Consider the following 12,013-nt stretch of genomic DNA (forward strand, 5'->3'; position numbering starts at 1 on the left):
CCAGCGCATGGCCCGGGGGGAGAACTACGTGCGGGCTGTCCAGACACCACCCACAGGGGCTGCCTCCGCCGTCTACCTGACGCTCGTCACCCAGGTCCTTTCCCTCGGGGCCCTGGTCGTCTTCGAGCAGGTCCGCGGCCGCAGCCTCGCCGGGCAGATCGCCGCGCTCGGCGGCGAGGCCCGAGGCTCACAGGCCGTGGTCGGCGCGGTCACCGTCTTCGCCGTCCTGATGATGTTGCTGGTCGGCACCACCGTCGCCGCCGCCATCGCCTATCTGACCTGGCTGATCCGCGCCAGGCAGGTCAACGCCCCCGCCGCCCCCGCGGCTCCCGTACTGGCCGCGTGGCTGGTGCCCGGCGTCAACCTGATCGCCCCGTTCGTCCTGGCCGACGAGGTGTGGCGGGGCGCCCGCCCGCCCTTCGACCGGCGCGGGCGCTGGCTGAGCCTGCTGACGGCCTGGTGGGTGTCGTGCCTGGCCGCGGTGTTCCTGGTGGCCGCCCGGCTGCTGGACACCAGCGCGGGCGAGCTGACCGGGCTGGGGCTGACGGAGCTCGCCGTGACGCTGCTGGCCGCGGTGCTGTGCGCGTGGACCGTGCGCGACATCACCGCCATCCAGCGTTCCCTGCACGACAGTCCGCAGGTACGCCGCCTGCCGCTGGCACGTTCCCGCCCCGCCCGCCACGCCGCCTCCGACGTGGCCTCCTGAAAGAGCAGGTCAGACGGCGATCTGGGTCGGGCCCGAGCTGCCCTGGCTGGCGTGCCAGAGCTTGCGGGGCGGGTTGGCGGTGATGGCCGGGCCCAGGTCGGAGTAGGGCGACAGCAGGAAGCCGTTGGCGTACTCGATCCGCCGGCCGCCCACGTTCTCGCGTTCCTCGGGCGTCTGGGCCAGCAGCGCCCTGACCGCGTCAACGCCCTGGGCGCGCCACAGGCGGTCCAGGTCGACGAGGTCCCAGCAGTCCACGGCCCGCATGGAGATCGCCCTCGGCCCGGTGCGCCTGATCACGCCGCGGGCCACCATCAGCCATGACCCGAACACCGTGGCCGCGCACCGCCCCTGCACCGACTCGAAGAACGTCAGGTCCACCGGCCCGGTCGAGTCGTCGAGCGTGGCGAAGATGACCCGCTGGCCGGAGCGCACCGCCGGCGTCTGGGTGGCCACCTTGACACCCGCCACCAGCACCTCGGCGCCGTTGCGCTGGTCGAGCAGGTCCTGGGAGCGCACCACGCCGATCAGGTCGAGCAGTTCGTCGTGGAAGCGGATCACATGCCTGCTCACGTCGATGCCGAGGATCTCCAGTTCGGCCTCGACCATCTCGCTCTCGGTCATCTCGGGCAGTTCGCCGGGCGCGATGTGCTCGGTGAACCCCAGCGGCAACTGCACGGCGCTTCCGGCTTCCGGCTGGTCCGGAGGCGCGGAATCAGGTATGCCGGAAGGCAGGCCCCCCGGCAGACGATGGCCGCCCGGTGAGCCCGGTGGGGTCGCGGCGCCGCTCTGCCGGGGGGCTGTTCTGGGGGTCTGGCCGGGGGTGTAGCCGCGCCGCCGGCGCGGCGCGGTGGTCGCGCCGGACGTGGAGGCGCGCTCCAGCACGCCGGTCTGGGCGATCAGATCGCGCCTGGTCAGCTCGCCCGCGCGCCAGCGTTCGCCGCCGGGGTGCAGGTCGTGCAGGGCGTCGAGGCCGCCCACCTGCACGATCCGCTCCATGGTCGGCCGTGCGGGCCGCGCCCGGTCCCAGAAATCGGCCATCGAGGTGTACGGCTGGCCTGCCACCATCCGCTCCACCTCGGCCTCGCTCACCCCCTTGACGGCGGAGAACGGCACGCGCAGCGCGTACCCCTTGCCGATCTCGGAGATCTTGAACTCACGCCGCCGGTAGTCGCCCAGGTCGGCCGGTTTGACCCGGACCTTCAGGCGTTCGACCTGCCAGTCCTTGCCGGACTTGTTGATGTCGAGCGGCAGGATGGCCACCCCGCACTGGCGGGCCTCGTCGATGATGACCCGCTGCGGGTACATGCCCGGCTCGTGGGTGAGCACCCCGGCGAAGAAGGCGGCCGCGTGGTGCCGCTTGAGCCAGGCCGACTGGTAGGTGGGCAGCGCGAAGGCGGCGGCGTGCGCCTTGCAGAAGCCGAAGGCGCCGAACGCGTCGAGCACCTTCCACGCCTTCTCCACCTCCTCGTCGGAGAAGCCCCGCGACTTGGCCAGCGGGACGAAGTGGCCGCGCACCTTCAACCGCCCCGCCTCGGTGGCGAGCGTGCGCCGCATGCTCTCGGCGAAGTGCAGGTCCTTCCCCGTCATCACCGAGATGATCTTGAGTACCTGCTCGTGGAAGACGACCACGCCGTGCGTCTCCTTGAGCGCCTCCCGCAGCTTCTCGTGCGGATAGTACGGCTGCCGCCACCCGTGCCTGGCCTCCAGGTACGGGGTGACCATGTCGGAGTTGACCGGCCCCGGCCGGAACAGCGAGATGTCCACGATCAGGTCGTGCATCGTGCGCGGTTCGAGCTTGGCCACGAGCTCGCGCTGCCCCGGCGACTCGATCTGGAAGCATCCCAGGGTACGGCTGGCGCAGATCATGTCGTAGGTGGCCGAGTCGTCGTGGGGCACGGCGTCCAAGTCGACGTCGGCGTCGTCCACCCGCTTGATCTCGCCGAGCGTGTAGGCCATGGCCGACTGCATGCGTACACCGAGGACGTCGAGCTTGAGCAGCCCCGCCTCCTCGACGTCGTCCTTGTCGAACTGCGACATGGGGAAGTCCAGGAAGCTGCGCTCGACCGGCGTCACGTCCTTGAGCCCGGCGTTGCCGATCAGCACGCCGCAGGGGTGCAGCGCGATGTGCCTGGGCAGGCCGTCGAGCTTCTCGGCCAGCCGGAAGACCCGGTCGAGCCCGGCCTCGCCGAGGCGGCTGTCGCGTAGTTCCGGCAGGTCGTTGAGTGAGGCGGTGATCTGGCGTGCACGAATGTGCGGGAAGGCCTTGGCGATGGCGTCGATCTCGTGGGGCGGCAGGCCCATGGCTCCGGCCACGTCGCGGATGGCGCTGCGGGCCCGGTAGGTCTCCATCATGGACACGCAGGCGACGCGGGCCTCGCCGTACTCCTCGAAGATGGCCTTGTAGCAGTCGAGGCGGCGGGCGGACTCGACGTCGATGTCGATGTCGGGCAGCCCGATGCGGCCGTGGGACAGGAAGCGTTCCATGAGCAGGCCGTGTTCGAGCGGGTTCACCTCGCCGATGCCGATGAGGTAGTTGACCAGGCTGCCCGCTCCGGAGCCCCGGATGGCACACCTGATGTTCATCTTTTTAATCATGTCGGTGATGCCGACCACTGCCACGAAATATCCGGACAGGCGCTTGCTCTCGATGATCGCCAGTTCCTCGTCCAGCCGCTCTCTGGCGTCGCGCGAGCCCTCCAGCCCGCGGGCGTGCAGGCCGTCCTCCACCCGGTGGCGCAGCAGCGGCACCGGGTCGCCGCCGATCTCGGGCAGGTGCAGGTTCGGCGGGTCGCTCCGCAGCGCCAGCATCGACGCGGGCTCCACCGCGCAGGCCTCGGCGAGCTGCCGCGTGGTCAGCAGCAGCCGCCCGGCCCGCTCGCGGTCGGCGCCGGTGACCTTCAACGCCACCTGCCACATCTCCTTGGTGCTCTTGAGATAGGCGTGCGAGGTGGGCCTGTCCAGGTGCCGGGGGTGCAGCGGGACGAGCTGCCTGGCCGCGTCGAGCACGTCGCCGACCTGATGGTCGGCGGGGTCGAGGTAGCGCACCGCGTTGGTCAGCACAGCGGGTACGCCGAGCGACTCGGCCAGGCCCAGCATGCGCACGGCGGTGCCTGAGTCGCGGTAGCCGTACTGGTCGACCAGTTCGATCGCGATCCCGGAGACCATGGAGCGCCACAGGTTGAGCAGCACCCTGGCGTGCTCGTCGCGGCGCTCGGCGACCGCCCTGCCCACGTCGGAACGCGGGCCGAGCAGCACGACGAGCCGGTCGTCGGCGCCGAGCTCGGCCAGCAGTTCGCGGGTGATCCACGGGTCGCCGCGCTCGCCCATGTGGTGGGCGGCGGTGACCAGCCTGGCCAGCCTCGGCCAGCCGCCCTTGCGGGCCAGCACGGTGACGCGGTCCTCCGCCATCGGCCCGGTCTTCGGCCGCCCACCGGAAAGGCCACCACCGGAAAGGGCGCCACCCGAAAGACCACCGCCCGAAAGGCCGCCACCCGAAAGGCCGCCACCCGAAAGACCACTGCCGGGAAGGCCGCCGCCGGAAGACCCGCCGGGGAAGCCGCCACCCCTGGAGCCGCTCCGGGAGCCGCCCCTTGAGCTGCCCCTTGAGCCGCCTCGGGAAGAGCCGCCACCGGAGAGATCGCCGCCCGAGTAGCCCGGGGGCGCGTCCCAGAAGGACAGGTCGGGGCCCGGTGCGCCCGCGTAGATGTCGGGCCGCAGCGCCAGGTTCACCCCGAACACCGCGCGCAGCCCGGCGTCTGCGCAGGCCTGGGCGTGCTTGACCGCGCCGTAGAGACCGTCGCGGTCGGTCAGGGCGAGGACGTCCATCCCGTGCTCGACCGCACGGGCGGCCAGCTGCTGCGGGAAGGCGGTGCCGTAGCGCATCGAGTAGGCGGAGCTGACGCTGAGGTGCGGGAACGGGCGCGTCATCAATCCCACGCCCGCAGCAGCAGCCAGCCACCGCTGGCGGTGTCGAAACGGAGCTCGTAGGAGCCGGTCTCGCGGCCGGGGCTGGCCTCGACCCGCCAGAACTGCCGTTCGCCCGGGTCGCCCTCGCTGGTCTTCCACCACTCCCGGGCCACGACCCAGTGGTCGAGGACGCGCCGGACGAGGTAGAGGCGGTCACGCCAGACGAATTGGGTGGGCTCCCCGTCACGGGTCCACACCTCGATCGGATCGCCATAGAGTCTACTCAAGACGCTTCTTCTCCCCGCGGCTCTGGTCCTTCGGTGAGCCACCCGGGGGAAGACGGGCGCTGCTAATACTCGAACATACGTTCTCACGCCCCGAAGTGCAAGTCGCCCGCCTGCCGTATGAGGGGGTTCGCGCCGATCGAGTTGCGGATGCTGAACGTCACGCTGCCGGCCCGGTAGCGGTCGTCCGAGCTCTCCACCGGCCGGCCTTCCTGCGTGGTGGTGATCCGGCGCTGGCGCAGGAGGGGGCTGCCGCGCCGTACCCCCAGAAGGCGGGCGTCCTGCGCGCCCGCGGCCACGGCGTCGATGAGGTGCTCGCCATAGGCGAAGACCAGCCCGGTGGAGTCGAAGAGCGCCTGCGTGATCGAGCCGCAGTCGCGCGGGATGGCCTCGACGGCGGCGGCGATCCAGCCCGCGTAGACGGTGCGCTCGACGAGGACGGGCTCGGCTTCGAGCGTGCGCAGGCGCAGGACCTCCAGGACCTCATCGGAGCCCAGCCTGGCCGCCTCCACGGGGCCCGCGGCCCGGCGGCGCTGCTGGAGCACCTGGCCGCCGAAGCTATAACCGTTGGATTTCGCCCACTGGGCAAAGCTATGCAATTCCGCGAAACTCTGACTGCGCGAGTTGCCCAGGACGATGCGGCGCGCCCCCTGACGGCTGCCGACCAGCCCCTCCGCCACCAGTACGGCCAGCGCCTGCCGCACCGTGCCACGGGCGGCGGAGTAGCGCGCAGCCAGCTCGGCGTCGGTCGGCAACGTGGACCCGACGGGGTGCGCACCTCGAAGAATGTCATCGCGCAGCTCAGCGGCGATTCGTTCATAGCGCGCGACCATTCTCGACCCTTCCCGTTCACGAAAGAGCAATCTTTATCCGACTTACTTGGGACTGGCCTTGTTTGTACAAGTTCCCCTAAGTTCGTTCTACACCCCCAGAGTTGGAGGCGACGTGTTCACTCCCCGCGCTAGCGTGGCAGGCGTCATAGCAGCCCTAACCGTAGCCACCGCCGCCTGCGGCGCGGCACCCGGCACGCAGACCGCCGAGCCGTCGAAGGGCGGGGTGGACGCCAAGGCGGCCACCTCAGCCGCCGACTTCGGTGGTTTCGACAAGCTTGTGGAGGCGGCCAAGAAGGAGGGCAACCTCCACGTGATCGCGCTTCCCCCGGACTGGGCCAACTACGGCGAGATCATCAAGACTTTCGAGGCCAAGTACGGCATCAAGATCGAGAGTGAGGACCCGGACGCGGCCAGCGCCGACGAGATCAACGCCGTCAAGACCCGCAAGGGCCAGGACCGCGCCCCCGACGTGCTTGACCTCGGCCAGTCCTTCGCCATCAGCGGCGCCAAGGAAGGGCTGTTCGCGCCCTACAAGGTGCAGTCCTTCGACAAGATCCCCGAGGGTCAGAAGGAGGCCACCGGCCTCTGGACCAACGACTACGGCGGCTACGTCTCCATCGGCTGCGACGCCAAGAAGATCACGAACTGCCCCACGAGCTTCAAGGACCTGCTCAAGCCCGAGTACAAGGGCAAGGTCGCGATGAACGGCAACCCGACCAAGTCCGGTTCCGCCTTCGCCGGCGTCTACGCCGCGGCCATCTCCAACGGCGGCTCCTTCGGCGACATCCAGCCCGGCATCGAGTTCTTCAAGCAGCTCAAGGCCGCCGGCAACTACAACCCGGTCGAGACCACGCCGGCGACCATCGAGAAGGGCGAGACCCAGATCAGCATCGACTGGGACTACAACAACGCCGCCTACGCGCCGCAGATGGCCACCAAGGGCCTCGACTGGAAGGTCAACGTGCCGAGCGACGGCAAGTACTTCCAGATGTACGCCCAGGCCATCAACAAGGACGCCCCGCACCCGGCCGCCGCCCGCCTGTGGCAGGAGTACCTCTACAGCGCCGAGGGCCAGAACCTTTACCTCAAGGGCTTCGCCCGCCCGGTCCTGCTGCCCGTCATGACCACCGACGGCAGCGTCGACAAGGCCGCCGCCGAGAAGCTGCCGCAGGTCGAGGGCACGCCCACGTTCCCCACCCCCGAGCAGGTGGACGCGGCCAAGGCGAAGCTCGCCGAAGGCTGGGACGCCGCGATCTCCGGATGAGGAAGTCCAAGGGCTGGCTGGGCGCGCTGCCGCTGTTCGTCGTCTACGCGCTCGTCTTCGGCGTCCCGGCCATCGCCCTGCTGGCCGGGGCGTTCACCTCGCGGGGTGAGCCCACGCTCGACAACATGCGGCTGAGCCTGCAGGGCGGCAACCTGACCGCGATCGCCGGCAGCGTCCAGGTGTCGGCGGTCGTCGCGGTCGTCGGCGCCGTGCTGGGCACGTTCCTGGCCTACGCCGTCGTCACCTCCAGGTCGGGCGCGCTGCGCTCGGCCGTGCTGACGGCCTCCGGCGTGCTGGCCAACTTCGGCGGGGTGCCGCTGGCGTTCTTCTGGGTGGCCACGCTCGGCAACTCGGGGATCGTCAGCGGCCTGTTCGGGCTGCCCTCCGGCGTGCTGTTCACGTTCTGGGGACTGGTCATCGTCTACCTGTACTTCTCGGTGCCGATGATGGTGCTGGTGATGGCGCCCGCGCTGGACGGGCTGAAGCCCCAGTGGCGGGAGGCGGCCGCCAACAACGGCGCCACCTCGTGGCACTACTGGCGCTACGTCGCCCTGCCCGTGCTCACCCCGGCCCTGCTCGGCGGCGTCGTGCTGCTGTTCGGCATGGCGTTCTCCGCCTACGCCACGGCCGCGGCCATGGGCGCGGGAACCGTCGTCCCGCTGGTCACCCTCAAGATCGCCAACGCGCTGACCAGCGACGTGCTGATCGGCCAGGAGAACGTCGCGCTCGCGCTCAGCCTCGACATGATCGTGGTGGCCGGGCTCGTGATGGCGGTCTACCTGCCGCTGCAGAAGAGGAGCACCCGATGGCTGCAGTAACGGGCCTGGAGAAGGTCCGCTCCACGCAGCAGGGAGGCCGCTGGCGCTGGTCCGTCTTCGTGCTGGCCGCCCTGTACTTCCTGGTGCCGCTCGGCGCCTCGCTCTGGTACACGGTCTACAACGCCGGCACCGGCTTCTCCCTCGCGCCCTACGCCGAACTGCTGACCGCCGAGGGCTTCGCCCAGTCGCTGCTGCTGTCGCTGAGCCTGGCCGTCGCGACGATCGTGCTGGTCCTGCTGCTCACGCTGCCGGCGATGCTGGCCGTACGGCTGGCCGCCCCGCGGCTGCGGCCCGTGATGGAAGTGCTGTGCACGCTGCCCCTCGTCGTGCCCCCGATCACGTTCGTCGTCGGGATCGGCAAGTCGCTGGCGGTGGGCGGCGAGGTGCTCGCGCCCACCCCGTTCTGGGCCACGCTCATCGCGATCCAGAACCCGGGCTTCCCCATGGTGCTCGTGCTCGCGTACGTGGTGCTGGTGCTGCCGTTCGTCTACCGCTCCCTCGACGCGGGCCTGCGCACCATGGACGTGCGCACGCTGGTCGAGGCGGCGCGCAACCTGGGCGCGTCGTGGCCGTACGTGATGTTCCGGGTGATCATCCCCAATCTGCGCTCGGCCATCGCCAGCGCCTCGTTCCTGACGCTGGCCCTGGTCCTGGGCGAGTTCACCGTGGCCAGGCTGCTCGGCTACCAGCCGTTCGCGGTCTGGATCGTGACGATCTCCGGCTCCAGGGGCCAGATGTCGGTCGCGGTCTCGATCCTCAGCCTGCTGCTCATCTGGCTGCTGCTGCTCGTGGTCTCCAGCGTCTTCGGTAAGGAGAAGAAGCAATGACCGAACGGAGTGAGGGCATCGTCGAACACAGCGCCCTTGTCGCGAGACCGACGAAGGAGGGCTCGTGACAGCTCAGGTCGAGTTCCGTGCTCTTCGCAGGGTGTTCGGCAAGACGGTCGCGCTCGACGGCCTGGACCTGACCATCGAGCCGGGCGAGCTCGTCGCCCTGCTCGGCCCGTCGGGCTGCGGCAAGACGACCGCGCTGCGCTGCGTGGCCGGGTTCGAGCACCCCGACTCGGGAGCCGTGCTCGTGGACGGCAAGGACATCACCGCCGTCCCGGCCAACAAGCGTGACGCGGGCATGGTCTTCCAGTCCTACTCGCTCTTCCCGAACCTCAACGCCGCCGACAACGTCTCCTTCGGCCTGCGGGTGCGCAAGGCTCCGGCCGCGCAGCGCCGGACCAAGGCGCTGGAACTGCTGGAGCTGGTCGGCCTGCCGTCCCACGCCGACCGCTACCCCCACCAGCTCTCCGGCGGCCAGCAGCAGCGGGTGGCGCTCGCCCGCGCGCTGGCCCTGGAGCCGCGCGTGCTGCTGCTCGACGAGCCGCTGTCGGCGCTCGACGCCAAGGTCCGCGTCAACCTGCGCGAGGAGATCCGCCGCCTGCAGCTCGACCTCGGCATCACCACCATCTTCGTCACCCACGACCAGGAGGAGGCGCTGTCGATCGCCGACCGGGTCGCGGTGCTGCGGGACGGCCGCCTGGAGCAGTGCGGCGCGCCCGCCGAGGTCTACGACCGGCCGGCCACCCCGTTCGTGGCCGAGTTCGTCGGCACCATGAACCACCTGGCCGGACGGGTGTCCGGTGACCAGGTGACGGTGCTCGGCCAGCTCCTTCCCGTGGACGGCGAGGTGCCGGAGGACCCGTCCGTGGACGTGCTCATCCGCCCGGAGGCCGTCCAGGTCACCCCCGCGGAGGACGGCAGGGCCGAGGTCCTGGCCGCCTCCTTCCGCGGCGCCTCGGTCCGGCTCAGGGTGGCCCTGGAAGGGGGCGAGGTGCTCGCGGACGTACCAGGTCACGAGGCGGTACGGCTGGCGGCCGGCACTAGGGTGACCGTACGCCTGGTCGAACGACCGGTCCTGGTGGCCGCCCGCACGGTCACGGTCCCCGTCCCCGTCACGGAAACAGCAGATGCCGTCTGATCTCCCCGCCGCCGTCCTGTTCGACATGGACGGCACCCTGGTCGACACCGAGGGCCTGTGGTGGCAGGCCACCGCCGACGTCGCCGAGTCGCTCGGCCACGGCGGCCTCGGCCCCGAAGACGTCCCCCACGTCCTCGGCCGCTCGGTCGAGGACACCGCCGCCCACCTGGCGCCCGCCGACGCCGGGGCAGTGGCCGTACGCCTCACCGACGCCTTCGCCGAGCGCATCGCCGGTGGCATCGACCTCATCCCCGGCGCCCTCGACCTGTTGCGCGAGCTGACGGCCGCCGGGGTGCCCACGGCGCTGGTGACCGCCTCGCCGCGGAGCATCGTCGAGCGGGTGCTGCCCAACCTCGACGGGCACCGGTTCGACCTGGTGATCACGGCGGAGGACAGTTCGCGGGGCAAGCCGTACCCGGATCCCTATCTGAAGGCGGCGCGGCTGCTGGGGGTGCGGCCGCAGGAGTGCGTCGCGGTGGAGGACAGTCCGACCGGCATCGCGGCGGCCACCTCGGCCGGATGCCGGGTCGTGGTCGTCGATCCTGCGCATGGCCTGCCCGAACTGCACTCCATGTCGGTAAGCTAACCCGCCGTGAGCGGTGAAACCTCCCACATCGGGCGCTACAAACTGATCAGCGTGCTGGGCCGCGGCGGGATGGGCACGGTTCACCTGGCCGAGGACCCCGCCGGCGTGCGGGTCGCGGTCAAGGTGATCAACCCCGAGTTCAGCCAGCACGAGCAGTTTCGCATGCGCTTTCGCCGGGAGGCGGACGCGGCGCAGCGGGTGCGGCGGTTCTGCACGGCCGCGGTGCTGGACGCCGCGCTCGACGGCAACCAGCTCTACGTCGTCACCGAGTACGTGCCGGGGCCCAACCTGGAGGAGGCGGTCAAGCAGTCGGGACCGCTGACCGGCTCCAGCCTCGACGCGTTGGCGGTCAGCGTGGCCACCGCGCTCACCGCCATCCACGGCGCCGGGGTCGTGCACCGCGACCTCAAGCCGTCGAACGTGCTGCTGTCGCCGGTCGGCCCGCGAGTGATCGACTTCGGCATCGCGCGGGCGCTGGACGAGCTGGGCGGGGTGACCGGCACCGGCGAGATCATCGGCACGCCCCGCTACATGGCGCCCGAGGTGCTGCGGGGCGAGCCGGTCTCGCCCGCCTGCGACGTGTTCTCCTGGGGCTGCCTGATCGCCTTCGCGGCCAGCGGGCGCGCGCCGTTCGGCGGCGACTCGCTGCCCTCGATGATCTATTCGGTGCTCAGCACCGAGCCCGACCTCGGCGGCGTGGAGCCGGCGCTGCGCCCGCTGGTCGTGGCGGCGCTGCAGAAGGACCCGGCGCTGCGCCCGACCGCGCAGCAACTCCTCGACCACCTGGTGGGCAGGCAGGCCGCGCCCGAGCAGGCCGCGCACACCGTGCAGGTGGCCTGGCAGCGGGCGACCACCCCGCTCACCACGGCGCAGCCCGCTCCGCCGGGAGGCGGCGGCCGGCGCGCCAAGCTGATCGCCGGCGTCACGGGCGGGGCCGTGCTGGTCACGGGCGGCGTCGTGGCGGCGCTGCTGCTGTCGCAGAGCTCGCCGCCGACCCACCTGGGCCGCCTCTACCAGGAGGACTTCACGACCTCCTCCGGCGGCTGGGACGGCACCTACGACGCCGACGACGAGGCCAGCTACGGCTACAAGACCGACGGCACCTACGGCCTCGACGTCGAGCCGAGCTACGAGCAGCGCTGGGCCAAGGCCCCGGCGCCCTTCGCCAACGCCTCCCCCACGCCCTCGCCCAGCGCCACCCCGACCCCGCTCATGCCCGACTCCGTGCTGGTCAGCGTGACGGCGCAGGCCAGCAAGGTCTCCGGCGACGGCGAGTACGGCGTCTACTGCCACAACACAGCGGACGGCACCTTCTACGAGTTCGGCCTCGACACCACGGGCAACGCCCGGATCAGGAAGATCATCGACGGTGCCGGAGGCACGCTCGCGCAGCAGGCGAAGCTCGAGATCAAACCGCGGGCCAAGGTCCGGCTGGAGGCCTTCTGCGAGCAGTCGGGCTCGACGGTGAAGCTGACCATGTGGGTGGACGGCAAGCAGGTGCTGCGGGCCGAGGACCCCAACGGCATCAAGACCGGTCATGTCGGATTGTTCGCCCGGGTGCCGAAGGACGAGCAGTCGATCATGAAGACCGTCTTCGACGACTTCGAACTGCGCGGCCAGCGCTCCGAGCAGCCCTGACCCGTCCGGG

Annotated in this window: 10 protein-coding genes; 7 read left to right on the forward strand and 3 right to left on the reverse strand. The window is 70.8% G+C overall.

Translation table 11 applies throughout. The annotated features are described in order from the left end of the window. Positions 1–28 precede the first annotated feature (28 nt). Positions 29–706 (forward strand): DUF4328 domain-containing protein, encoded by a 678-nt coding sequence (locus tag HNR40_RS08585; protein ID WP_312896245.1) that lies wholly within the window; start codon positions 29–31, stop codon positions 704–706. Between the two features lie 9 nt (positions 707–715). On the opposite strand, the gene HNR40_RS08590 is transcribed toward HNR40_RS08585, so the two are convergent. From HNR40_RS08590 to HNR40_RS08600, 3 genes are all read right to left on the reverse strand, one after another. Beyond that, complete coding sequence (locus HNR40_RS08590) at positions 716–4,633, reverse strand: DNA polymerase III subunit alpha (RefSeq protein ID WP_184959705.1); 3,918 nt, start codon at positions 4,631–4,633, stop codon at positions 716–718. Next, positions 4,633–4,899 carry a DUF6504 family protein gene (locus HNR40_RS08595; protein WP_184959707.1) on the reverse strand — a complete coding sequence of 89 codons (267 nt, stop codon included), beginning with the start codon at positions 4,897–4,899 and terminating at the stop codon, positions 4,633–4,635. The genes HNR40_RS08590 and HNR40_RS08595 overlap by 1 nt, the downstream gene beginning before the upstream one ends. 83 nt (positions 4,900–4,982) lie before the next feature. After that, positions 4,983–5,729: a GntR family transcriptional regulator gene (locus HNR40_RS08600; RefSeq protein ID WP_184959709.1), complete on the reverse strand. Its 747-nt coding sequence runs from the start codon at positions 5,727–5,729 to the stop codon at positions 4,983–4,985. Between the two features lie 112 nt (positions 5,730–5,841). On the opposite strand from HNR40_RS08600, the gene HNR40_RS08605 reads away from it, so the two are divergent. The 6 genes from HNR40_RS08605 to HNR40_RS08630 all read left to right on the forward strand — a co-directional run bounded on the left by HNR40_RS08605 (position 5,842) and on the right by HNR40_RS08630 (position 12,003). Then, a complete protein-coding gene (locus tag HNR40_RS08605) occupies positions 5,842–6,993 on the forward strand; it encodes an ABC transporter substrate-binding protein (protein ID WP_184959711.1) in 1,152 nt (383 codons plus the stop codon). Next, complete coding sequence (locus HNR40_RS08610) at positions 6,990–7,811, forward strand: ABC transporter permease (protein WP_184959713.1); 822 nt, start codon at positions 6,990–6,992, stop codon at positions 7,809–7,811. The genes HNR40_RS08605 and HNR40_RS08610 overlap by 4 nt, the downstream gene beginning before the upstream one ends. After that, a complete protein-coding gene (locus HNR40_RS08615; protein ID WP_184959715.1) occupies positions 7,799–8,638 on the forward strand; it encodes an ABC transporter permease in 840 nt (279 codons plus the stop codon). The genes HNR40_RS08610 and HNR40_RS08615 overlap by 13 nt, the downstream gene beginning before the upstream one ends. 64 nt (positions 8,639–8,702) lie before the next feature. Continuing rightward, positions 8,703–9,779 (forward strand): ABC transporter ATP-binding protein, encoded by a 1,077-nt coding sequence (locus HNR40_RS08620; RefSeq protein WP_184959717.1) that lies wholly within the window; start codon positions 8,703–8,705, stop codon positions 9,777–9,779. Continuing rightward, positions 9,769–10,365 carry an HAD family hydrolase gene (locus HNR40_RS08625; protein ID WP_184959719.1) on the forward strand — a complete coding sequence of 199 codons (597 nt, stop codon included), beginning with the start codon at positions 9,769–9,771 and terminating at the stop codon, positions 10,363–10,365. The genes HNR40_RS08620 and HNR40_RS08625 overlap by 11 nt, the downstream gene beginning before the upstream one ends. Before the next feature lie 6 nt (positions 10,366–10,371). Then, positions 10,372–12,003 (forward strand): serine/threonine-protein kinase, encoded by a 1,632-nt coding sequence (locus HNR40_RS08630; RefSeq protein WP_312896246.1) that lies wholly within the window; start codon positions 10,372–10,374, stop codon positions 12,001–12,003. Positions 12,004–12,013 lie beyond the last annotated feature (10 nt).

The organism is Nonomuraea endophytica (assembly GCF_014203235.1).
Lineage (GTDB): Bacteria > Actinomycetota > Actinomycetes > Streptosporangiales > Streptosporangiaceae > Nonomuraea > Nonomuraea endophytica.

Excerpts from the sequence above, each read along its gene's own strand:
- HNR40_RS08590 (WP_184959705.1), bottom strand. The coding sequence starts at position 4,633 with ATGACGCGCCCGTTCCCGCACCTCAGCGTCAGCTCCGCCTACTCGATG.
- HNR40_RS08600 (WP_184959709.1), bottom strand. The coding sequence starts at position 5,729 with ATGGTCGCGCGCTATGAACGAATCGCCGCTGAGCTGCGCGATGACATT.
- HNR40_RS08610 (WP_184959713.1), top strand. The coding sequence starts at position 6,990 with ATGAGGAAGTCCAAGGGCTGGCTGGGCGCGCTGCCGCTGTTCGTCGTC.
- HNR40_RS08615 (WP_184959715.1), top strand. The coding sequence starts at position 7,799 with ATGGCTGCAGTAACGGGCCTGGAGAAGGTCCGCTCCACGCAGCAGGGA.
- HNR40_RS08625 (WP_184959719.1), top strand. The coding sequence starts at position 9,769 with ATGCCGTCTGATCTCCCCGCCGCCGTCCTGTTCGACATGGACGGCACC.